The sequence below is a fragment of the Clostridium sp. Ade.TY genome (assembly GCF_000498355.1).
GTDB lineage: Bacteria > Bacillota > Clostridia > Clostridiales > Clostridiaceae > Clostridium.
Map to the genome: position 1 here is coordinate 57,316 of NZ_AVSV01000013.1, position 23,596 is coordinate 80,911.

Annotated in this window: 21 protein-coding genes and 1 tRNA gene; 3 read left to right on the forward strand and 19 right to left on the reverse strand. The window is 27.3% G+C overall.

Annotation, left to right across the window (positions count from 1 at the left end; translation table 11 throughout):
* Positions 1-4: 4 nt before the first annotated feature.
* The 8 genes from O212_RS0104710 to tsaD all read right to left on the reverse strand — a co-directional run bounded on the left by O212_RS0104710 (position 5) and on the right by tsaD (position 9,163).
* On the reverse strand, positions 5-1,099 hold the full coding sequence (locus tag O212_RS0104710) for a MupG family TIM beta-alpha barrel fold protein (RefSeq protein WP_024613991.1): 1,095 nt from the start codon (positions 1,097-1,099) through the stop codon (positions 5-7).
* A 21-nt stretch (positions 1,100-1,120) separates the two neighbouring features.
* Complete coding sequence (locus O212_RS0104715) at positions 1,121-2,014, reverse strand: BadF/BadG/BcrA/BcrD ATPase family protein (RefSeq protein WP_024613992.1); 894 nt, start codon at positions 2,012-2,014, stop codon at positions 1,121-1,123.
* A 73-nt stretch (positions 2,015-2,087) separates the two neighbouring features.
* Positions 2,088-2,384, reverse strand: coding sequence for a PTS lactose/cellobiose transporter subunit IIA (locus O212_RS0104720; protein ID WP_024613993.1), 297 nt, complete (start codon positions 2,382-2,384; stop codon positions 2,088-2,090).
* A gap of 28 nt (positions 2,385-2,412) precedes the next feature.
* Entirely contained in the window at positions 2,413-2,724 is a 312-nt protein-coding gene (locus tag O212_RS0104725) for a PTS sugar transporter subunit IIB (RefSeq protein WP_024613994.1), read from the reverse strand.
* Positions 2,725-2,975: 251 nt separating this feature from the next.
* Positions 2,976-5,699, reverse strand: a complete 2,724-nt coding sequence (locus O212_RS0104730; RefSeq protein WP_024613995.1) for a sigma-54-dependent transcriptional regulator — start codon at positions 5,697-5,699, stop codon at positions 2,976-2,978.
* Between the two features lie 126 nt (positions 5,700-5,825).
* Positions 5,826-6,956 carry a trypsin-like peptidase domain-containing protein gene (locus O212_RS0104735; RefSeq protein ID WP_024613996.1) on the reverse strand — a complete coding sequence of 377 codons (1,131 nt, stop codon included), beginning with the start codon at positions 6,954-6,956 and terminating at the stop codon, positions 5,826-5,828.
* Between the two features lie 156 nt (positions 6,957-7,112).
* Complete coding sequence (locus tag O212_RS0104740; RefSeq protein ID WP_024613997.1) at positions 7,113-8,132, reverse strand: alpha/beta fold hydrolase; 1,020 nt, start codon at positions 8,130-8,132, stop codon at positions 7,113-7,115.
* A 20-nt stretch (positions 8,133-8,152) separates the two neighbouring features.
* The gene (gene tsaD / locus O212_RS0104745) at positions 8,153-9,163 is read right to left on the reverse strand and encodes a tRNA (adenosine(37)-N6)-threonylcarbamoyltransferase complex transferase subunit TsaD (RefSeq protein ID WP_024613998.1); all 1,011 of its coding nucleotides are present in this window, start codon (positions 9,161-9,163) and stop codon (positions 8,153-8,155) included.
* 195 nt (positions 9,164-9,358) lie between these two features.
* On the opposite strand from tsaD, the gene O212_RS0104750 reads away from it, so the two are divergent.
* Both O212_RS0104750 and O212_RS0104755 read left to right on the forward strand, forming a co-directional pair.
* Entirely contained in the window at positions 9,359-9,991 is a 633-nt protein-coding gene (locus tag O212_RS0104750; RefSeq protein WP_024613999.1) for a RusA family crossover junction endodeoxyribonuclease, read from the forward strand.
* A 14-nt stretch (positions 9,992-10,005) separates the two neighbouring features.
* Entirely contained in the window at positions 10,006-10,584 is a 579-nt protein-coding gene (locus tag O212_RS0104755; RefSeq protein ID WP_024614000.1) for a GDSL-type esterase/lipase family protein, read from the forward strand.
* Here O212_RS0104755 and O212_RS0104760 read toward each other — a convergent pair.
* The 3 genes from O212_RS0104760 to yedF are packed head-to-tail and all read right to left on the reverse strand — an operon-like array spanning position 10,558 to position 13,033.
* Complete coding sequence (locus O212_RS0104760; protein ID WP_024614001.1) at positions 10,558-11,514, reverse strand: NAD(P)/FAD-dependent oxidoreductase; 957 nt, start codon at positions 11,512-11,514, stop codon at positions 10,558-10,560. The genes O212_RS0104755 and O212_RS0104760 overlap by 27 nt on opposite strands.
* A 16-nt stretch (positions 11,515-11,530) precedes the next feature.
* Positions 11,531-12,439, reverse strand: coding sequence for a diacylglycerol kinase family protein (locus tag O212_RS0104765; RefSeq protein WP_024614002.1), 909 nt, complete (start codon positions 12,437-12,439; stop codon positions 11,531-11,533).
* Between the two features lie 24 nt (positions 12,440-12,463).
* The gene (yedF, locus tag O212_RS0104770) at positions 12,464-13,033 is read right to left on the reverse strand and encodes a sulfurtransferase-like selenium metabolism protein YedF (RefSeq protein WP_024614003.1); all 570 of its coding nucleotides are present in this window, start codon (positions 13,031-13,033) and stop codon (positions 12,464-12,466) included.
* A 157-nt stretch (positions 13,034-13,190) separates the two neighbouring features.
* Between yedF and O212_RS0104775 the strand changes: the two genes are divergently transcribed.
* A complete protein-coding gene (locus O212_RS0104775) occupies positions 13,191-15,053 on the forward strand; it encodes an LTA synthase family protein (RefSeq protein WP_024614004.1) in 1,863 nt (620 codons plus the stop codon).
* 50 nt (positions 15,054-15,103) lie between these two features.
* On the opposite strand, the gene O212_RS0104780 is transcribed toward O212_RS0104775, so the two are convergent.
* The 8 genes from O212_RS0104780 to O212_RS0104815 form a co-directional block, all read right to left on the reverse strand.
* On the reverse strand, positions 15,104-15,691 hold the full coding sequence (locus O212_RS0104780; protein ID WP_024614005.1) for a VTT domain-containing protein: 588 nt from the start codon (positions 15,689-15,691) through the stop codon (positions 15,104-15,106).
* Positions 15,692-15,819: 128 nt separating this feature from the next.
* The gene (locus O212_RS0104785; RefSeq protein ID WP_024614006.1) at positions 15,820-17,163 is read right to left on the reverse strand and encodes a TldD/PmbA family protein; all 1,344 of its coding nucleotides are present in this window, start codon (positions 17,161-17,163) and stop codon (positions 15,820-15,822) included.
* Between the two features lie 11 nt (positions 17,164-17,174).
* A complete protein-coding gene (locus O212_RS0104790) occupies positions 17,175-18,560 on the reverse strand; it encodes a TldD/PmbA family protein (protein WP_024614007.1) in 1,386 nt (461 codons plus the stop codon).
* 32 nt (positions 18,561-18,592) lie between these two features.
* Positions 18,593-20,092 (reverse strand): hypothetical protein, encoded by a 1,500-nt coding sequence (locus tag O212_RS0104795; RefSeq protein ID WP_024614008.1) that lies wholly within the window; start codon positions 20,090-20,092, stop codon positions 18,593-18,595.
* Entirely contained in the window at positions 20,082-21,491 is a 1,410-nt protein-coding gene (locus O212_RS0104800; protein ID WP_024614009.1) for a sensor histidine kinase, read from the reverse strand. The genes O212_RS0104795 and O212_RS0104800 overlap by 11 nt, the downstream gene beginning before the upstream one ends.
* A gap of 3 nt (positions 21,492-21,494) precedes the next feature.
* Positions 21,495-22,178, reverse strand: a complete 684-nt coding sequence (locus O212_RS0104805) for a response regulator transcription factor (protein ID WP_024614010.1) — start codon at positions 22,176-22,178, stop codon at positions 21,495-21,497.
* 130 nt (positions 22,179-22,308) lie between these two features.
* Positions 22,309-23,277 carry a polysaccharide deacetylase family protein gene (locus O212_RS0104810; protein WP_024614011.1) on the reverse strand — a complete coding sequence of 323 codons (969 nt, stop codon included), beginning with the start codon at positions 23,275-23,277 and terminating at the stop codon, positions 22,309-22,311.
* Positions 23,278-23,493: 216 nt separating this feature from the next.
* Positions 23,494-23,568, reverse strand: a tRNA-Asn gene (locus O212_RS0104815).
* Between the last annotated feature and the right edge of the window lie 28 nt (positions 23,569-23,596).

A 23,596-nucleotide genomic window follows, 5' to 3' on the forward strand; every position in this document is an offset into this window, starting at 1 on the left:
ATATCTACACCTCTTTTACTTTAAAGCCAAACTTACCCCATGGCTCAATGTAATCCATTAAGAATTGTTCTTCTTCAATTACTTTTCCTACAACATTTGTTTTACCACTATTTTTCATTTCTTTTCTAGCTAATTGAAGTTCACCAGCATATCTTGTATAAAGATCTGATTCTATTAATATGTCACCCTTTTTCATATCTACAGTATTAAATGGTTCAAAACTTTCACCTTTATATTTCACCCTACTTTGAGTTGATCTTATAACATAATCTGATACATCACCTCTATTAAAGTGAAATTCCTCAAGAACTATTTTCTTTTGAAGCTCTGGTATACCATTTTCAAGTTCTACTGTAAGTTCTAACATTTCTTTATTTAATTGACTTAATGACTTAAGTTCTTCTTCTGATGCAAAACAATTTGCTATTATAATATCATCTATTAAACCTGTAGCTATTAAATGCTTAGCTTGAACAACTATAGGCATGTCTCTATGCATCTCTAATGTACATAACCCCTCTGATACAGGCCACGGTCCAAATTTTGCTTCACTTGAATTAATAAATGCTGCCGTATTTATTCCAAAATCCTTAAATTGTTTACTACATTTCATAAAATGTTCATATGATAGACCTGTATAAACATGTGGATAAAAATTATGACATCCATATAAATTATTTATATTTGGTTTATATGAAACTATATTATCTACATATTTTGTACCATTGCTCATATTAAGTTCTACTTTTAATCCATATTTATTAAAAGTCATTATAGCTTCTTCATTTCCTGCAAATCCCATATCTAATCTTATTCCACTAAGCCCCATCTCTTTAAATACTGAAAGATCTGTTATACTTGCTCCTAAATTATTAAATATAGTTGGATCTAAATCTGCTATAACTTCCATTCCATTTTTATTAGCAGTATCTAACATAACTTTAAATTCTTTAACTATCTCTTCAGTTGATTTTCCTTCTGCTGATAAAAGACAAGTAAAAATTCGCTTAAAACCATATTTAGCTGCAAGATTTATATAATCTAATATTTCACTCATCTCTGAATGTCCTGGATATACTGAAATACCAAATCTTTTCATAATTTATACCCTCCATAAATTTTAATTATTCTTCATATGTATATAATATGCACCTTTTGCAGCTGAAACATTATCATCATCTACAAACTCAATTACATTTATTTTTTCATTTAAATAATTTTCAAAAGCTTCTCTTAATATTTTTGACCTTCTTATTGCTCCACCAACAAGTCCAATTTTACAGCTTTTAAATTTCAATCTTCTAAATACTCTTTCTGCATCTTTTGCAAGAGCTATCCCTTCTTTTTCTAATAATTCCTTAGCATACTCATCTCCGTCTTCTGCATGCTTTGAAACAATTTTTGCAAAACTTGCTATTTCATCCTTAGTTGATTCATAAATAAATCCTATAATTTCATTTACATCATTTGCATTAAGTTCATTTAAAAGCTCCTTTGAAAGATTACTTTTTTGAAGACCAAAATCATATTCATAAATCATCCTTTTAAAAGCTTCTATTGCTATTTTATAAGCACTACCTTCGTCTCCAAGAATATGACCCCAACCACCACATCTTACTTCTTCTTCATCTTTTATTCCAAATGCTATTGAGCCAGTACCTGCAATAACTAATATTCCATCTTCACCTTTTAATAAAGCCTTTAAAGCCAAATGTCCATCATTTATAACAACTGATTCCATATCAAATTTTTCTTTTATAGAATTTTTTATTTTTTCTTCATTTCCCTTAGCTTCTGCTCCAGCTATACCAAGATATATTCCTTGTAAATTTTCTTTTCCAATTTTTTTTATTAAATCATTAATTGACTCCGTTATATTATTTAACGCTTTAATTTCATCATTAAGTAAATTTCCAAATCCCTTTAAACTTATATCCAAAACGTCTCCATTTAAGCTATAAGCTACAGCTTCTGTTTTAGTTCCACCACCATCAACACCAATAATATATTTCATAATTCTTATCTCCCTTTAACATATAGTGAATGAACTCTAATGCAACCATTAGAGTTCAAAATAAAAATTTTAATTATAACCTTTCATATATGTCAATTATTTCATTGGCTAAATCTTTTAATGTCATTGTTGTCATTAAGTGATCTTGTGCATGAATTAATAATAATGAAAATTCAGCCTTTTCTCCATTTGCTTCTGCTTGTATTAAGCTTGTTTGAGAATGATGTGCTTCACCTAATTCCTGAGTTGACTTTTCTATTAACTCTCTAGCACCTTCTATATTTCCTGTTTTAGCAAGTGATATAGCTTCCATTGCATAGCTTCTAGCTTCTCCACTGTGCATGATTAAATTTAAAATTATTTGTTCCATATCTTTACTCCCTTTGTTAGTATTAAAATTATTTTTCATCAATTAATTTTAATGCGTGTGCTAAAACTTTTTCTCCATTCATTGTTCCATAATCAACTGTATTGATTACTTCTACTGGTATTCCCATTGGATTATATTTTTCTTTCATCTTATTTAATAAAAATCTAACTTGTGGTCCTAATAATAATACATTCATTCCATCTTCATGATTTTTAACATCTGCTTCTGAGTATGCATTTATTTCACATTCTATACCTTGTGCTTTAGCTGCTGCTTCCATTTTAGTTACTAAAAGACTAGTTGACATTCCTGCTGAACAACATAATACTATTTTTTTCATAATCTATTCCTCCTTAAGATAAAATCTTATATATCTTTATAATAAATTTTCTTTTTAACTTTTTTCTTTACACTTTTATATAAAGCAAATTGCATGCCAAAATATGATATATTTTTTCTAAAAATATATTTTAAATATAAATCTCTAAAAAACGTCATTATGTAAGGGTTTTCAGAAGATATAAAAAGAATCTATAGTGTGCATTTGCTTTACACACTACAGATATTTTATTTTTACACACTATTTACACTCTACACAGACTCATCATTTTCTATTAGCATTTTTACAATGAAAGCCAAATCATCTTCATTTATTTTAACATTGTAATCTAATTCTAACTTTCGTATACTTTGTCTAATTAATATAAATTCCTTATTATATTTATTTCTAAACTCATTTAAATCATCAAAAACTTTTCTCTTTTCGCCCTTTAATATTTTTTCAATTAAGAAACAAATATGAATTACAATACCAACTGTAACTTCATGAGATATTTTTATATTTAAATTTTCTTCTATTTCATAAATTGCATCTCTACATGATTTTACTAAATTATTCCCGTTTACTTCTTTAATTTGAGAATCAATAGATACTGATATTTTTTGAAAGTCTTCTTCTTCACTTATATATTCATTTATTTTATATATGCCTTCTCCAGTTAATATATCAGTAGCTCCTATAAATGGTATACCTTCTATATTTAAATTAATAGATCCTACTATTGCAACTATATGATATTGCTCATTAAGCATATCAACTGTCTTTACAAAATCATCTCTATCTAATGTATTTAAAGCCTTTATTTTTATATTATTATTTATCTTGTTAACCATAAGTTCTTTTAATTTTTTAGCTGAACCTTCTCCTGTAAAACAAGTTGTTATTATTAACTTTTCTCTTTTATTTGCTAATACACTTCCTCTATTAACTCCAAATCTACTAATTTCTTGACAAGACCTATATATTTCTTCTAAATTTCTTCCATTTAAAGATTTTCTTCCAGCTTCAATTACAGTAAGAGTACTTACCATATCAACAGTTTTAACTTTTATGTTTGTCTCATCTTTAATCATTTCTCCAAAATTAGTTAATGAACCCATATCAACAAGTAATAATACACCCTTTCCTTCATTCAATGCTTTAACTTTTTCTTTTGCAAGTTCATACATCTTTTCTGCCTTCATGCTTAATGGCATATCTAAGGAATGTACATGCTCTTCTCCAATTAATTTATTTGCAACTTCAACCATACTTGATGCTGTTGAATGCCCATGCATTATTACAATTACTCCAACTTTGTTGGATTTTTTTTCATCTATTTCATATGGTCTTGCGGCTAAAAACATTGTTAAATATCCTATTTCATCTAATGGAACTTCAACATTAAATCTTTCATCTATTTTTTTAGCAGACTCCATTGCTACCATAAATTCATCAGCATATTGTACCCTAACAAAGTTTAATTTAGGATGATATATTTTATTACCTTGTCTTATTCTCTCTAAGCTTCCTTGTAAATGAAGTGCTAATCCAAAATATACTTTTTCATCATAATGCCTATTTAACTTTTTAGATGACATATCTAATATTTCTTCAACTATATTAACTATATCTTCACTTACAATCTTAGTAATTTCATCTTTTCTTACCTCTTCTGGTAAATCTCTTATATACTTTTTAAAATAACTTTCTATATCAATATTTATTATTTCACTTATTTCCGATTCTTCCATACCCCTCTTTTTAAGATATTCAAGTTTGTTTTCTATAATATCGTAGAAATATTCTCCCTTAGAATTATCTCCTTCATCATTTATATCTATTATATTATCATCATTATAAGAAAATCTTAAAATATCTGGAGCATTTCCTAATAGTTCATTTATCTCATTTCTATGCTCTTGTAATTTCATTAATCCTTTATTAACTCTTGGATGAAGATCACTTTGATCTACTATTATAAATTCCTTACTATTTGCCTTATAATTTAAAAAAGCTTTTGCACAAGCAAGTTGAATATCACTCTTTAATTGCCCAATATTATTTGGACAATCATATAATAAAAATGATATTAAAGCATTCTTATTAAAATAAATACTTTCTCCCAACCTATGAGATTCAGCTTTTATAAATTGCTCTAAAAGATGATATCTCTCTGAAGCACTTCTTTCTTTCAAAGAAGGTAAAGTTATTGTCATAGGAATTCTTCTTGTAAATGTCTTTAAAAGATATGACTTCGGTTCTTCTGTTGTTGCCGCAATAATTTGAGCATCTGAATATATTGGATTATCAGTGTCACCAAGTGGTCTAAAGTGACCTTTATCTATATATGTAAATAACATTTCTTGTCCTTGTGGAGATAATCTATGAATTTCATCTAGAAACATAACTCCACCATTTGCTTTTTTAAGTAATCCATCTTTATCACTATCTGCCCCTGTATAAGCACCTTTTTTCACACCAAATATTTGTGCCATTACAAGTTGTGGGTTGTCTGCATAATCAGCGCAATTAAATCTTATAAAAGGTGCATCTTTACTTAGAAGATTTTCTTCCTTTGCAAATTGATACATAAGTTCTGCAAACATTGATTTTCCAACACCAGTTTCACCAAGTATTAAAGTATGTAATCCTCTAGGTGGATATAACATAGCTGCTTTTGCTTGTTGTATTGGAACTTGTAAGCTTTGATTTGCTCCTACCATTAAATCTAAGCTATTTTCGCCTGAATTCATTTTAATTAATTTCTTTTTCTCTACTTCATCATCAGCCTTAAGTTCATCTATAATAAAATATTTTACTGGACGCCCTTCTTCTTTTTTTACTCTACCATCACTATATAAACTATTTAAATATCTTGATACATTTGCCCTATTTAGCTTCATATACTCACTAAGTTCTTGAGCCTTTATTCCAGAATTATTTTTAGATTGAATATCTAATAAAGCTTGATAGACTTCATTTATTTTACTCATAAAACCCTTCCTTTAATTGAATAATTTAAAACAATTATACTATATATGTAATTGTTTTAATATAAATAAAAAAATAATGCACACTAATTTAATCGAAAATATAAATTAGTGCACATTTATTAATAATTAGGCTTCTAATGTTAAGTTTAAAGTTTCATTTTTTCCATCTCTTTCAACTTTAACCTTTACTGTATCTCCAGCATTTTTCTTACTTTTTATCTCATTTAATTCTTGAAGAGTCTTAACTCTCTTTCCACCAAACTCAGTAATTGTATCTCCTGCTCTAATACCGGCCTTTTCAGCTGGTGAAAATGGGTCTACTTCTACAACATATATACCTTCTGGTAAGTTATATTGTTTTGATAAAGCCTTATCTATTTCTCTAACCTTTACTCCTAAAGTTAATATTGGTTTTGATAAAACATCTAGTTTTTGTTTAACTTCATTTATAGGAATTGCGAATCCTATACCTTCTGCTCCACCTGCAAGTTTCATAGTATTTATACCTATAACTTGACCTTGTGAATTAACTAAAGGTCCGCCACTATTTCCTGGATTTATAGCTGTATCTGTTTGAATTAAGTTAACTTGCTTTCCTGTTTCAGTATTAACTGTTCTTCCAACAGCACTAATAACTCCTTTAGTTACTGTTTGAGCAAAATCTTTTGAAAGAGGTGTACCAATTGCTATAACTTCTTCACCTGGTTTAAGTTTTGATGAATCACCAAGTTCTGCTATAGCTGGAACTTTAAAATTACCTTGCATTCTAATCATTGCTATATCTTGATTTTCATCATAATTAACAACTTTAGCTTTTACCTCTTCTCCAGTGCTTAATGTTACAGTAACTTCTTGTGCTCCTTTTATAACATGGTAATTAGTTAATATATCGCCTTTATCATTTATAATAAATCCTGTTCCTATTCCTTCAACTTCTTGTGGAATAATTCCATTTTGACGACTTAAACTTTTTGTTGATACTATTACAACTGCTGGAGCAACTTTATTAAATGCTTGTTCTGTACTAAGTTGTGATACTTCCTTAAAACTTGAAGGTGTTTCACTTTGAGTATTTATATTTTGCTCCCCTTTTCTCATAATCATATATGTTATACCGCTACTGAATATCCCTGCAAGCATTGCAACCGCTATTACAACTATAACCATAATAACCGTATTGCTTTTTTTCTTTCTTTTCGGTTTTTGATTATTTAAATCATCATTAAATTCATTATTTATATTTTGATCAGTATTCATTAATTACCTCCTATATTATTCATTTATCATTTCTTAATATTAGTATAAAAATATTTTGTGTCAACTATATGGCATATAAAAAAATTTTTAATTAATTCAAAAAAAATACTGAATGAATTACTTCATTCAGTACTATTATAACCATATATTTTTCTATTAATTATCTTTCGTAGTAGATTTCTGAGTTTTTCTAGATATCTCTATAACTTTCTTTATAGCATTTTCAACACTACCTGAATCCATAAGTGAATATACCTCTCCATCATAATTACTCTTATATTGAAATGTTAAATCACTACTTCCAAGCCTCTTTAATGAATTATCATCCTGATTACTTATTATATAAAATGGTAAATCTTTAAACATTCCATCTTTTTGACTATTACTTTCTCTATCGTATATATTTTTAGTTTCATTATATACAGCGTTTCTGTAATTACTTTGATTCTTTCTATAGTTAAATTGTTCTTTTTCAGATTCTGATAAGTTATTTTCAAAATCTTTAAGATTACTTGCAAGTCCAATCTTATCCATAAGTAAAGTTAGAGAAACATTAGATCCAATAGCTTCTATTTTTTTTCTTACTAAATCTGCAATTCCTGAAACTCCTTCACCTTTTTCATTTAATTTAGCTTCATCATAAGGATTTACTAAAACTACACCAGCTACTGAGTCTGGATAAAGATTTGCAAAATTAGTAATAATTAAACTACCATATCCTTCTCCAACTAATATAAATGGTGAACTAACTGCAGCTTTTCTAAGAAGTATTTTTAAATCTTCAGCCTGATCTTTAGGAGTCTGTAAACTCCCTCCATCATTTTCTCCATAACCTCTTCTATTATATACAAATGTTTTTACGCCTAAATTATCTGAAACCTCTTTAGCAACTTTGTTCCATTCATCTGCGGTAGCTCCAGTAGTACCATCAAATATTACTGTATAATCTCCAACTCCATTTACCTTATACTCCATTTTCTTTCCATTAACTCTCGTATAGGACATTCTTGAAGCAGACTTTTCATTTGTATAAAAGTTATACCCCCATTGAATTACTATTCCTGTAATTATAACAATTAATATTATTGCTACTATTCTTTTAAAAAGCATAAATTTTGGAATTTTCTCTTTCATATTTACAGTATGCAAACTGTTAGAATTAGATAATAATTTCATCTTTTTCCTCCTATATGCTATTAAAGTTTAAGATTAGGCTTAGCATTTAAGTCAAGTGATGATTCCTCACCATTTATAAATCTAAAATATGCAGCACTACCAATCATAGCTGCATTATCTGTACATAATATAGGTGCTGGAAATAATATTTTTATTCCTCTTCTAGAACCTTCCTCAATTAACGCTTCTCTTAATGCTGAATTTGATGCAACACCACCAGCTATAGCTATTTTATCTAAGTTTTTCTTCTTACAAGTTTCAAAAACATTATCCTTTAATACTTCAACTACAGCATTTTGGAATGATGCTGCAATATCTGCTGGAATTATTTCTTCATTTTTCATTTTAGCTTTATTTATGTAATTAAGTACTGCTGATTTTAATCCACTAAAAGAAAAATCTAATGTATCATCATGAAATTTAGCTCTTGGAAATTTTATAGCATCTTTATTTCCTTCTTTAGCTAGCTTATCTATTTTAGGACCACCTGGATATCCAAGTCCTATTGCTCTTGCTACTTTATCATAAGCTTCACCAGCTGCATCATCTCTAGTTTGACCTATTACTTCATATTTACCATAATCTTTAACATAAACTATAAACGTATGCCCACCTGAAACTACTAATGAAACAAATGGTGGTTTTAATTCTTTGTGTTGTATGTAGTTTGCTGAAATATGTCCCTCTATGTGATTCACTCCTATAAGTGGCTTATTTGTCGCCATAGCAAGACCTTTTGCATATTGAAGTCCAACTAGTAAAGCTCCAACAAGACCTGGACCATATGTAACACCTATAGCATCTATATCATCTAATGTTACATTTGCTTCCTCTAAAGCTTCTTTAACAACTCCATTTATAACTTCTGTATGCATTCTTGATGCAACTTCTGGAACAACTCCACCAAATTTTTTATGTGTATCTATCTGAGATGCTATGATATTTGAAAGAACTTCTCTACCATTACGTACAACAGCAGCTGAAGTTTCATCACAGCTTGATTCAATTGCTAAAATTAATTTATTTTCCATAGAAACTCCCTCTTTTTGTATAATCATATAAATTTCAACTATTTGTAATTATACTTCATTACAAAATTATTATCAATGAAACTGATACCCTTGTTTAGCAAAATTTATTAATGTATATTAAAACTATACATTTTTTAAATTAAAATTATAATAAAATCATCTTAAGATTTTATTAAAAAGCAAAGGAGTTATTTTATGACATCATATGCAAAAGTTGTAGTTAAAGGCTCTCCAATAACTAAATCAAACTTTAAACTTCATAATAAAGATGGAAGAGCTATACTACCTTATAATTCTGGTAAATATCATGATAGATATGCATTATATGAACAAGAAATAGCATACGTAGCTAGAGTTCAAAATCCAACTGTTGTATTTACAGAAAGCTTAATTGCAATACTTAAAGTTTATTATAAAAGTGAAAAAAGACATCCAGATACTATAAATATATCTAAAAGTATATTTGATGGTATTGAAAAAAGTGGTCTTATAGTTAATGATGCTCAAATCGTTAAAATAATAGTTGAAGAATATTATGATAAAGAAGATCCAAGATTTGAACTTGAACTTTATCCATTAAGTAAATTTTCTTTATCTTTTTCTATTAAGGAAAGAGAGGACGAGTTATCACCTACAACATACTATTCTCTAAAAAAATCTCCTATTAAAAAGAAAGAAAAAGATAAATCTATTAATAAAAAAGAAGAAACAATTTCTCAAAATAATACTTGTGAAATTTGTAATAAAAAAGTTTCTTTAAATGATTCTATAAAAGCAAATAAGGGTAAAACATTAATATGCAAAAGTTGTTTTAATAAATTATTTTAAATGGAGATGATTTTATGAATCAAAATAGCGTAGATTTGGTTTTAATTGGTGATAGCTTAACATTTGGTTATGGTGTTCCTAAAAAAGATTCATGGGTTTATAAACTTCAAGAAAAATATCCTTATAAAAATATATTAAATAAAGGTATAAATGGAGATACAACTTCATCTATGTTAACTAGATATTATAAAGATGTTTTAATTAAAAAACCTAAAAATATATTTATTATGGGTGGTACTAATGATTTATTATCTGGCAGAAATGTTGATTATATAGTAAAAAATATAGAAATTATGATTAAGGAAGGTTTAGAAAATACTTCTAATATTATTGTTGGAATTCCTCCAATAATAATAAAAGATTTAGCCGAAACTTTATTCATGCCTTCTAATTATTATAAAAACTGCGATGAAAATCTCTCTTCTCTTAGAGAATCCATTATAAACTTACAAAAAAAATATCCTTTCAAATATATTGATTTTTATACTTTAACTAAAAATCATGTATTATCTGAAAAGATATTTTTAGATGGTATTCATTTAAATATAAAAGGAAATACCTTATTATTAAACTGTTTCTTGGATGTATTTTGATGCTGCTATTCCAGCATCATATCCATCTATGTCCTTCATATTAATACACTTATCGCCGTATACTATATTTCCACAAGCAAATAAGCCTTTTTTAGATGTTTCATAATTATTTATAATAGGTGTGTTCATTTCATTGTTCATCTTAAGATTAAGCTTACTTACTGAACCAAGTTCTGGATAATAACCTACTGATAAAAATAAAGAATCACAATCTATTTCTTCAATACATTCACTTATCCTATTAAAGATTTTAACTTTATTTATTCTCTTATTTCCATCAATATCTATAAGCTTTGCATTTTCTATTACATTTATATCAAAGTCCTCGATTATTTCTCTATCCTTTTCTGTTATTTTAAATCCACTTTCCTCATTAATAACAAGTGCTGCAACTTTGCCACCTTCTATTTCTATTCTTCTGGCAACTATTAAAGCCCATTTATTTTTTGCTATTATTACTGGATTTTTTCCTGGAAGTAATCCTTCAAAGTTTATAAATCTATGAGCATTTCCTATAGTAAATATACCTGTAAATTTATTAGTTGGAGTCAATACATTGCCAGTATATCTTTCTCTACATCCTGTAGCTAAAATAACTGCCTTAGCTGAAACATCACATATTCCTTCTCTTTCATTAACATAAGTTATTACATTATCTTCTGATATATTTACTACAGTAGTCTTTTTCTTAATATCAAAATCAAACTTAGATAATTTTATTCTAATAAATTCTATAAACTCAGGTCCTGTAACAGAACAATCTAAATATTTCTTTGCAAAATCATTATGAATACACTGCTTTAATATACCACCAAGCTCTTCTTCACGTTCTATAAGTAATACTTTTTTTATTCCATTTTCTAAAGCTGCAAGAGTAGCCGTCATACCTGCTATTCCACCACCAACAACTACTAAATCGTACTTTCTCAAACTAAACTTCACTTCCTTATTTATTACTTAACTCTATTTCTTCTCTTGGAATTACAACATTTATAGCTTTATTAACTATTTCAAAATTTATATCATTTAAAGCTAATATTTCACCATCAATATTTACTATAATATCATCTTTTGATTTTACTCTCATCTTTTTAATTCTTGTATAAATTATTTCCTCTATTCCAGTAACATCTTTACCAGTAACAACCTTAGGTAAAAATCTTATAAGTCTATGTAATCTTGGCTTTTTTATTGCATATATATCAAGTAGTCCATCATCTATTATTGCATTTGGAGCTATTTTTATTCCTCCCCCATAGCATTTACCATTAGCAACAGCAATAAGATACATGTCACTTTTTATTATTTTATCATCTATCTCAAACTCTAAATTCATATGTCCAAATGTAAATAAAGTCTTTATAAGAGAAATTCCATAAGCCATTGGACCTGTAATAAGCTTGTACTTTTTATATTGTCTAGCATTATTAACTACACATGCATCAAAACCTACAGATGATATATTTAAAAAATATCTATCATTTACTTTTGCAACATCAATTGGTTTTTCCTCTCCACTTATTAATTTCTCTAAAATACCACAAACTTCTAAATTACCATATAAAGTTCTTGCAAAATCATTTCCAGAACCTGCTGGAATTATTGCAAGGGAACTATCAGACCCAACTAAACCATTTAAAACTTCATTTAGAGTTCCATCACCACCAATGGAATAAACCCTACATCTTTCTTTACTTACTATATCTTTCACTTTTTTTGTAGCTTCACCAGATTCTTTTGTAATTAATATCTCATATGGCTCGTCTATATTTTTAAATAAATCTTTTATTTTATTTTCAAAAGATATAGCTTTTCCTTTCCCTGCTATAGGATTAATAACAAAAATATGCTTCATATATTAAGTGCACTCCATCTATTTTTATATTTTAATAGCTCTCTTACTATTCATAATCTCAACTATTGTATACATATTTGAAACTTCACCAATTAATAACTTATCTTTTAATCCATAGAAGTCTAAACATGTACCACAGCTTACTATTTTAACACCCTTTTTTTCTAATTCTCTTATACTATCTATAACTTCTGATCCCTCTGTAACTAATTTAACTCCACTATTTAGAAATACAATTTCTTCTGGAATATCTGTAGCTTCTGTTAAAGCATACATATAACTCTTCATAAGAGTTTCTCCTAGTTTATCGTCACCTTCACCCATTTTATCAGTTGTTATTATTATTGAAAAAGTATCTTTTTTCTCCTTTTTTTCTTCAACTAATTCTTTTACTATTGTTATTTTAAAAAGATCTCCTTCTAACGCACTATTAACAGTAAAACCTGCATTTTCAGCAAATCTTGTTACATTAGTATTTGCTATTTCATTATCTACTGTTACAACAGCTTCCCCACTTTCTATTGAATCAAAATATTTTTTTGTTTCAATAACTGGTTTAGGACATGCAAGTCCAATACAATTAATATTTTTCATAACCAAACACCTCTCTATTTTTTAATTAATAATAATATTATACACTATTTTTTATATTATTTTTTACTTGTTATATTTTAACACTATTCGACATTTATTGATTATATATACCCTATATAATATAATTTAAATTGATTATGTTTTGAGAGGTGACTAAATGAAAAAATTTTTTGAGAAATTAAACATTTCTTTAAATAAAGATACCGTTTTCAGATTTATATTATTTTTAATACCATTGTTTTCAATAGTATTAAAAGGCATTTTATTTCAATGCTTTGTAAGCAGCAAAAACCCTTATGAATTAGACTTTCATTTAGGTTTTTTAAATGCTAACAACTTTTTGGATTATTATTATGCTTTCACATTAATATTTTTAAGTTTTTCATTATTATTTAAGGGTAAAGGAAGAGTTATTTATCTTTTTGTAGTTGATGCAATTTTAACTGCATTAATTTTAACTGACATCACATATTTTAGAGGATTTTTAACTGTTCCATCTGTTCTTATACTAACTCAGACTGCAAACTTAGATAATATGTCTGGTAGTATATTTTCAATGTTTAGTAATTATGATTTCTTATTTTTAATTGATTTTGTTGTTCTTGGAATATACGTATTCTTCACAAGAAAATCTTACGTTAGAGTTCAAAAAAGAGCTATAAAATCATTTTTATTAACATTAATACTTCCAATAATATTTATACTGTATGTTCCTTTTAATCTTTACGTACTAGGTAATAAAGATGTTAAAAATGCTTATCTTTTTGATAACTATGACCCAACAAATACAGTTAAATATTTTTCATCAGTCGGTTATCATATAATTGACGCTATTAATGTTTATAAAGATTCAAAACCTTATAAATTAACGGAAGAAGATAAAACTCAAATAAATGATTACTACAACTTTAAAAATGAAAATTTACCTAATAATAAATACTACGGAATGTATAAAGGTAAAAACTTAATAGTTATACAAGTTGAATCACTTGAAAGCTTTGTTCTAGGACAAACTGTTAATGGAAAAAAATTAACTCCTGTTATGGATAAATTAATAAAGGATGGTATGTACTTCCCTAACATATGTGAACAAGTTAATGAAGGTACAAGCTCCGATTCTGATTTAATGATTAATACATCAATGTTACCACTTAGAAGAGGCTCAACTTTCTTTAGATATCCAAATAGAGCTTACAATTCAATGCCATTAATACTTGGTAATGAAGGTTATACAAGTGAAGCTATTCATCCAGATAAAGGTTCTTTCTGGAACTATAAGAATGGATTAACTGCAATAGGTTTTAATAAATTTACTGATTTTTATTCATTTAATCCAGATGAAATTATAGGAATGGGTTTAAGTGATAAAACTTATTTCAGACAAGTTGTACCAATGCTAGAAAAATTAAAACAACCTTTCTATGCATTTACTGTAACACTTACAAATCATGGACCATTTGATTTACCAAAAAGTATGAGAAAACTTAACTTAGATCCAGAACTTGATAAAAGTGAACTTGGTGGATATCTTGAAAGTGTTCACTATACAGATGCACAAATTGGTTACTTCTTAAGCCTTCTTGATAAAGCAGGAATTTTAAATAATACTGTTATTGCTATAGAGGGTGATCATACTGGAGTTCATAAATATTATCAACATAGTATAGATAACTTATCACATAAGGAAGCTTGGTATTCAAATAATGGAATTCCAACAATACCACTTATTGTATATAATAAAGATAAAACTGTAGGTAAGACTTTTGATACAATTGGTGGACAAATTGATATAATGCCAACTTTATTATATACACTTGGCATACCATCCAATAAATATCAAGATACTGCCCTTGGTAGAAACTTATTAAATACAAATAGAGATTATGCAGTTTTAACTAATGGTAAAATAATTGGTAATACTAAGGATTTATCTAAAAAACAATTAGAATTAATTGAAGGTTCACTTGAAATGTCTGATAAAATGATCAGAGCAGATTATTTTAATATGAGTAAAAACTAAAAATTAATAGGAACTACTTTAAACGTAGTTCCTATTTTTATTATTAATTATTATTTTCTACTTTTTAATTTTCTTTTTTTCTTTAATATTGCAATCATAATTATAAAACAAATAACACCTATTAAGCTTATTGCATACTTATGTACAAAATTCCATATTGAACTTTCATTTACTCCAATATAATAACCAAAAACTAATAATGCCGCATTAGTTAATAAAATACCAAATATAGTATATTTAATAAATGATCTTAATTTCATTTTATTAGCACCTGCTAATACTGCTATATAAGTACGTGCAAATGGAATAAGTCTAGCTATTAAAATAGCATATTTACCATATTCATCAAATATTTTTTCAACCTTGTCTGAAATATTTTTATTTCTTTTATTTTTATTTTTAAATTTATTTACTATTTTTTCTCCAAACCAACATCCTAAACTATAACTAAATATTGATGCACATAATTCACCAAGAAATGTGAATAATAAAGCCATTTGAAAGTTATAAATTCCTTTTGATATAGATAATCCAATAAAAGGTAATAAAGCTTCTGTTGGTAAATATATACTCATTATAAATACACCGATATATCCTAATCTACCTGCAAAATGTTCTATAATAGCTATAAAATTCATTTATACACCTCCCTATTCCAATATATCATTTATTTATTGTATATTTATTAACAATTTAAGACCGTATAATAAACAAAAAATAAAAGACTGTCTCAAATTTAAATTTGAAACAATCCTATAAATTTTCTTTATTCTCCTGCTACTGATAATTCCTTTACAAACACTGATGGTGATCCAAAACTAGACATTGGGAATTTTATATCATCACAAATCTCTTCTATGTCTTTTAATAAATTAAAGAAATTACCTGCAACAGTTATTTGTTCAACTGGATATGATTGTTTACCATTTTCTATCATAAATCCTTTGGCTGCTAATGAAAATTCTCCTGTTATAGCATTAGCTCCAGCATGTAATCCTGAAAACTCTGTTACTATAAGCCCATCACCTAATTCACTTAAAAGTTCATCAAAATTTTTATTGCCATTTTCTATATAAAAATTTGTAGGACCAACACTTACAGGTGAAGCATATGAGCTCTTAAATCCATTTCCTGTTGATTTAACTGACGCTTTATATGCAGTCTTTAAGTTATAAAGTAATGTCTTAAGTTCTCCTTTAGATACCAATTCCTTCTTAACAGTCTTAACACCTTCATCATCAAATCCAACTGATGCTAATCCGTCTTTCATTAATGGATTATCAATTATAGTAACTTTACTTGATGCTATAACCTCTCCTTCTTTATCCTTTAAAAGAGAAATTCCTTTTTGAGCTGAATCTGCATCAAATACTGACCAAAATGATTGTAATAAAGAAACCATAGCTTCATTTTTTATTACAATTTTATATTTTCCAGATTTAATTGATTTTGCATTAACTTTCTCCATTGCTTCATCCACAGCTTGTTTAGCTATTTTTTTAGGATTTACTTCTGAAACTTTTTTAGCCATTGAATACCCAAATCCATCATATTTTCTATTATCTATATCAATTACAGGTACAACATATGCTGTTAAAAGATTTGATTTGTCTTTAAGTTCTAATCCTTTTGAATTCATAAGTCCATATTCAACATTTACATAACTTATTCCACATCCTAAGAAATTAACAACTTTATCAGAATAATTTTTACATTCCTTTTCCATTGAAAGTCCTAAATCAATAAGCTCTTTAGCATCAATATTTTCTAAATCTTTATGATAATTCTCTACTTTTTCATAGTCTTTATCACCTTCATATATAAATTGAATATCCTCATCTTCTATTGATAATGCAGAATCTTTTGCATTTTTCACAAGCATACTTATAGCATCCTCATCTATTATTTCAGTATAAGAATATCCCATTTTCCCATTCACTTTTGCTCTAAATGAAACTCCAAAAGATTTATTTAAATTATACTTTTCAACTTCCTCTTTATATATGTTTATACTTAAACTTTCCTTATTTGAAAAATATATTTCAAATTCATCTAAACCTTCTTTTCTTGCTTTATCAAATAATTTATTTTTAAATTCATTAAACTCCATAATTGCACCTCCTATCTTCCGCCTACTGTTATTTCTTTTAATCTAATCATCGGCTGACCAACATTTACAGGAATACTTCCAGATGATGATCCACACATACCTTGTGCTTGACATATATTTGTTCCAACCATATCAATATTCATTAATACTTCGCTACCTTTACCTATAAGACTTGCACCTCTAACTGGCTCTGTTATTACACCATTTTTAACCAAATATCCTTCTGATACTGAAAAATTAAATTCTCCAGTTACAGGATTTACAGATCCTCCACCAAGTTTTTTAGCATAAAGACCATTATCTATTGACTTTATTATATCTTCTGGTTTATCAGTACCAGCAGCTATATAAGTATTTGTCATTCTTGAAGTTGGAGCAAATTTATAACTTTGTCTTCTTCCGTTTCCTGTTGGCTCCATTCCCATTCTTCTTCCATTTAATTTATCAATCATATATCCTTTTAATATACCATTTTCTATTAATATATTCTTTCTTGATTTTGTACCTTCATCATCAATGTTAATAGAACCCCATGCATTTTCAATAGTTCCATCATCAATTGCAGTTACTTTAGTAGATGCTATCTGTTCACCTATTTTTCCTGCAAACTCTGAATTTCCTTTAGCAACTGAAGTTGCTTCTAATGAATGTCCACATGCTTCATGAAATAATACTCCACCAAATCCATTATCAATTGCAACTGCCATTTTTCCAGCTGGACAATCCTTTGCATTCAACATTGTAATAGCAGTTCTTGCTGCTTCTAATGCATACATTTCAGGATCTATTTCTTCTTTAAACATCTCAAATCCTTTTGATCTTCCTGGCCCTTCAAAACCCATTTGATTTTCGCCATTTTTTGATGCAACAGCACTTATACCAAGTCTTGTTCTAACTCTTCTATCTTGAAGACAAACACCTTCTGTATTGGCTATTAAAATCTTCTGATCTTTATCTGCATAACTAACGCTTACTTTGCTTATTTCTTCACTATAATCATTAGCTTTATTATATGCAAGCTTCATTATCCCTATTTTTTTTGCATATTCAATATCTTCTGGATAATATTTTACTATATGTTTATTAGGAACCCATATAGAATCATTAACAATTATATCTTTTTCTTCTTGTAACTCTCCAAGTGCAAGTGCTGCTTTATAAGCTGTATCTAATAAACTATTAATAGAATTATCATTTGTATATGCATAAACACTTTTTAATCCTTTAAATATTCTTATTCCAACCCCATAACTTCTTCCACCTATGGCACTTTCAACTTTATTATCTAAAATACTAAGCGAATTGCTTATACTATCCTCTTCATAAATTTCAGCAAAGTCTCCTCCAGTTATCATACATTTTGATAACACAAGACCTATAGTTTCTTTTGATAACATTTTTATTTCCCTCCTTATTTAAAATAATCATTCTATTTACCTGTTTTATTTACTTGCTTTTGATATTCTTTAAATGTATTTCCCCAATAATCTACATAATCACCTTCGCACCATTGTGCCATTATTACTTCCTCGCCATCTTTAAGTTTAAACTCTTCAACAGGATTTGATAATTTATTATTTGAAATATTATATACTATTAATTTATTATCCACTATAACAATAGCTAATTTTCCATCTGGTGATGTATAAATATCCTTTATTAAAGGTATTTCATTTTTTAAAATTTTCCATGGCATTACTAAAGAATCGTATCTTACTAAATTAATCGACGGTTGAAGTGATATTCTATAGTCATACTTTATGCCATCTGGATTAAGTGGAGATATTCTTCCTACCATTCTCCAATTACCATTTTCCCTAATTACTCCAAAATTACTATAATCTATATACTTTCTAACTTTATCAGTTTGAGACTTTGTCAAATTATGATAAGCATTTACATAATCCTTCTTATAATTTGAATTATATTTTTTAGAAAATATATCTTGAAAAACTAATGACTTATCTGAAAATAAATTGTCTATTGGCATCATCTCATATTCAGTATAATTATTTTTAAATTTATTTCCTGTATAAACTTCTGTTGATATATAATTATCTCCTATGTAATTTAATCCTCTATAAACATTAGATTTTTCATTAATAAATTGCTTTTCTTTATCTGTCATCGTCATTTGACCCTTTTTATCTATTGAACTTGCCACAAAATACTCTTTATGATATCCATTCTTATCAATACTATTCTTTGATAAAGTCCATATTCCTGATTGCCTTGGGAATATTATACCATTAACCGCTTCAATAGGTTGAACCTTCCCATTTTTAGAACTTATCCAAAGTGTTCTATATTTTTCATCTGTATAGGTTCCATCATCTTGCAATTTCCTTGGCTCTTTAAATGTTATATAAAGTCCCTTATCTGTATTATAATCATTCTTATTAACATTTTTCATATCTGATGTATTTAATTTATTAAATACATCCTCTGAAATATCACTTACCCATTTTACATTTAATAAAACACCTTGATAGTATATAAAGCTTTTATCTTTTGTATAATAAAAGAATTCAAATATACTATTATTTTTATCTGATGCAGAAATTACACTTAATTCATTATCATTAATACCAAGATCCCTTACAGTAAAACTATCTTGATAAGATATAACATAATCATCCTTTACAACTTTTAATTTATACTTAACACTATCATATGTTGTACTATCTATATTTATATTATGTTCTCCAATATCTATAAACTTATCTTGAAGATCCTCAACCTTTCCTGACGAATAGATATTTTTATCTAGTACTTTATAATCTGTTATCTGCCATCTTCCTAATACAATTAAATCATTGTTTTGAGGGGCTTGAAGCTCCATCATATTATTAATATCTATACTATTGCATCCAGTTAAAGAAAACATTAATATTATTAAAAACAGAATTTTAATACTTTTAAATCTCATTTAACTCATCCTCATCCCTTTCTTTAGGAATACTAATTTTTATCTCTGTCCCAACATATAACTCACTACTTACTAATAATGTTCCATTATGAAGCTTTACTATTTCATCAGCTATAGATAAACCTATACCAGCATTTGAATTTGTATTACTTCCTTTGTAGAATTTTTCCTTAACTCTTTCTAATTCATTTTCACTTATTCCACATCCATTGTCGATAATTTCTATTATTATATTTTCTATATCTTCTGAGAATTTTACCTCTATTAATCCCTGTTCTTGAGTAAATTTAAATGAATTATCTATTATATTTATCATAACTTGCTTCATTCTATCTATATCAATATTCATATACTGAGTTTTTATTGAATTATATACATGAAAATTTATATTTTCTCTTTCTGCCCTTGGAGTCATATATAGTTCTATATAATTAGCAAAATGAGTAGTATTCACTAAAGTTTTATTAAGAGATATTTTATTATTTATAAGTCTTGAAAAATCTAATAATTCCTCAACCATTACAGATAATCTATCAGTTTCTTTTTCAAGTATATCAAAACCTAATTTTAAAGTTTCTCTATCAGTATTTTCATTATTTAAAGTTATAACCCATCCCTTTATAGCAGTAAGTGGAGTTCTAAGCTCATGAGATACAGATGATATAAAATCATTTTTCATTTTTTCTCTTTCATCTAGCTCTTCTGCCATATAATCTAAAGTATCTGCAAGCTGACCAATCTCATCTTCTGAATCAAAATTACTTCTTTGATTTAAATCTCCACTAGCCATTTTCTTAGCGATATTTTTTAGTTTTAAAATAGGATTAACTATGTTTTTAGCCATTATTATACTTATAATAACACCTATAATTAATACTAAAACTGATATTCCAACAAAGAAACCCATTATAGATGCAATAGATTCATTAACTTCTTTTAAAGAGGTTACATACCTTATAGCTCCAATTATCTTACCATTTACATCTATAGGCTTTGTAACCGCCATAACATTATATGATGAATATTTAACTTTTCCTACCCATTCACTACTTTCACCATGTAGTGCTTTTTTTACATCCAATTTATTTTCTTCTGATAAATCATTATTTCCTATTGAATCCATAATAAGACGTCCTTGATTATCAAATATTTGAACTTGAGCGGTAGTTTGATTCCAAAAAGCATCAACATTATCATAAACATTAAGTTCTAATGATGTAGTTGAATAATATCTATCATAAAAGTTTATTGCCAAATCTATTTGATTAGTTAATATTGTTTGTATATTCTTATAATAATATTGCCTAACAAATACCATTAATAATATATCTAATATAACTATTGTTGAAAATACAACTATTATAAAATTTCTTATTATCCTGTTTTTTATACTTTTCATATGCTATCCTTTCCATCTATATCCTATTCCCCAAACAGTTTCTATAAATTGTGGATTTGATGCATCTTTTTCTATTTTTGCTCTTAATCTTCTAATATTTACATCTATTATTTTAGGATCACCAAAATAATTATATCCCCATACTGAATTTAATAATTCATCTCTAGAAAAAGCCTTATTAGGATTTTCTATAAATGTTTTCATAATTAAATATTCCTTAGGTGTAAGTTCTATTTCTACACCATCTTTTGTAATCTTTTGAGAATATAAATTTATAACAAATGGTCCATTTACTAATTCATTTATAGCCTTGCCTTCTTTACCCTCAATTCTTCTTAGAATAGCTTTTATTCTAAGAACAACCTCTAACGGATTAAAAGGTTTTACTATATAATCATCGGCACCATACTCTAATCCCATTATTTTATCCATATCTTGACCCTTTGCAGTTAACATTATTATTCCCATATCCTTATACTCTTCTCTTAACTTGCTACATACTTGAAATCCATCTATCCCCGGTAACATAACATCCAAAACTGCAACATCTGGCTTTTCTTCCATAGCTTTTTTTATACCATCTTCTCCATTGCTAGCCTCAATTACTTCAAATCCATTTCTAGCTAAATTTATCTTTAAAAAACCTCTTATACTCACTTCATCTTCTACTAATAATATTTTAGCCAAAATTAACCACACCTCTTTCTAATTTTAAAAAAGAAGCTTAATATAATTTAAGCTTCTTCTATTATTATAATCCATATTTTTTATTCTTAATATACAATTATTTTACTTAACTACTTTAAGTAAATATAATCTATTTAATTGTTCTAAATTCATATCCCTTACTTTTAAAATACTCTATTATTTCTGGAAGAGATTCCACTGTTGTTTCTTTCTTATAAGTATCATGCATTAAAAATACAACATTATCTGCCTTATCACCTAATTTTTCTACTGAATCCTTTGTCTCAACTAATAATTGTTTCGTACTTTTATTTCCACCATTGGCTGCATCTCCATTTAAAGCATTCCAATCAACTATTTCTATTCCTTCTTTATCTAATATAGGTCTTATTTTTTCTCTTCCATTCCAAGACCAATATCCGCCTGGAAATCTAACAACTCTAGTTGAAAAATCTTTTCCTAAATATTCTTTTAATAAATTATTAGTTTTATTATATTCTTCCATAAAATTATCAGTATTTATTACTCTATTAGGATATAAATAACTATAATCATGACTATAACTATGATTTGCTATAGCATGTCCACTTGAAGCCATTCTCTTTAAAATGTCTTTAGTTTCTTTAGGCTTTGCCGTAATACTTTTACCTGTAACAAAAAATGTTGCTTTAACATTATATTTATCTAATATATCTAAAACATTTGGAGTATTGGTAGTTGATGGTCCATCATCAAAAGTTAAATATACAACTTTTTTTCCATCATCTCTCACAGGATAATGTAATTCCCCTTTCATAAGACCTTGAGTTCTCTTTGCTACAACTGCAGCATCATCAGCATTTGGATCTTTACCTAATACTAAATATCCTGAATTATCTAAATTGCTATTTTCTTTATTTCCTGAAGATGAAGTTTCATTATTTTCTTTTTCCTCACTATCACCTTGAGCAAGTGCTTTTTCACTTTTACCATCTAACGAAGTTGCAGAATAAATTGCTATTCCACCAATTGCTAAAATAATAGTAATTCCTAAAATTAATAATCTTTGTTTTTTTCTTATTTTAATACTCTTTTCTCCCGAATTTCTTCTTGTAGCCATCCCTAACTTTTCCCCCTAGTTTTTCTCATACTATATTATATAAGTATACTTATATAAAACCCTTTTGGCTATTACAAAATAATTAATATCTATTACATTTTTGTAATAGTTTGTCTTATTATATACGTTAATATTTAATTTAAATTATATATTATTTTATAACGTTTAATATAATATTTTATGCAAAAAAAAATAAGCCCTTAAGCTTATTTATATTGGCTCCGCGAAGAGGATTCGAACCTCCAACCTATCGGTTAACAGCCGAGTGCTCCACCGTTGAGCTATCGCGGATTATTAAATTTGTTCTCTGAAAATTGCA

Coding starts and splice junctions, on each gene's coding strand:
- O212_RS0104780 (WP_024614005.1), bottom strand. CDS start 15,691: ATGAATTTTATAGCTATTATAGAACATTTTGCAGGTAGATTAGGATAT.
- tsaD (WP_024613998.1), bottom strand. CDS start 9,163: ATGGAAAATAAATTAATTTTAGCAATTGAATCAAGCTGTGATGAAACT.
- O212_RS0104725 (WP_024613994.1), bottom strand. CDS start 2,724: ATGAAAAAAATAGTATTATGTTGTTCAGCAGGAATGTCAACTAGTCTT.
- O212_RS0104735 (WP_024613996.1), bottom strand. CDS start 6,956: ATGAATACTGATCAAAATATAAATAATGAATTTAATGATGATTTAAAT.
- O212_RS0104765 (WP_024614002.1), bottom strand. CDS start 12,439: ATGAAGCATATTTTTGTTATTAATCCTATAGCAGGGAAAGGAAAAGCT.
- O212_RS0104720 (WP_024613993.1), bottom strand. CDS start 2,384: ATGGAACAAATAATTTTAAATTTAATCATGCACAGTGGAGAAGCTAGA.
- yedF (WP_024614003.1), bottom strand. CDS start 13,033: ATGAAAAATATTAATTGTATTGGACTTGCATGTCCTAAACCAGTTATT.
- O212_RS0104800 (WP_024614009.1), bottom strand. CDS start 21,491: ATGAAAAGTATAAAAAACAGGATAATAAGAAATTTTATAATAGTTGTA.
- O212_RS0104715 (WP_024613992.1), bottom strand. CDS start 2,014: ATGAAATATATTATTGGTGTTGATGGTGGTGGAACTAAAACAGAAGCT.
- O212_RS0104710 (WP_024613991.1), bottom strand. CDS start 1,099: ATGAAAAGATTTGGTATTTCAGTATATCCAGGACATTCAGAGATGAGT.
- O212_RS0104755 (WP_024614000.1), top strand. CDS start 10,006: ATGAATCAAAATAGCGTAGATTTGGTTTTAATTGGTGATAGCTTAACA.
- O212_RS0104740 (WP_024613997.1), bottom strand. CDS start 8,132: ATGAAATTATTATCTAATTCTAACAGTTTGCATACTGTAAATATGAAA.
- O212_RS0104785 (WP_024614006.1), bottom strand. CDS start 17,163: ATGGAGTTTAATGAATTTAAAAATAAATTATTTGATAAAGCAAGAAAA.
- O212_RS0104730 (WP_024613995.1), bottom strand. CDS start 5,699: ATGAGTAAAATAAATGAAGTCTATCAAGCTTTATTAGATATTCAATCT.
- O212_RS0104775 (WP_024614004.1), top strand. CDS start 13,191: ATGAAAAAATTTTTTGAGAAATTAAACATTTCTTTAAATAAAGATACC.
- O212_RS0104795 (WP_024614008.1), bottom strand. CDS start 20,092: ATGAGATTTAAAAGTATTAAAATTCTGTTTTTAATAATATTAATGTTT.
- O212_RS0104750 (WP_024613999.1), top strand. CDS start 9,359: ATGACATCATATGCAAAAGTTGTAGTTAAAGGCTCTCCAATAACTAAA.
- O212_RS0104810 (WP_024614011.1), bottom strand. CDS start 23,277: ATGGCTACAAGAAGAAATTCGGGAGAAAAGAGTATTAAAATAAGAAAA.
- O212_RS0104790 (WP_024614007.1), bottom strand. CDS start 18,560: ATGTTATCAAAAGAAACTATAGGTCTTGTGTTATCAAAATGTATGATA.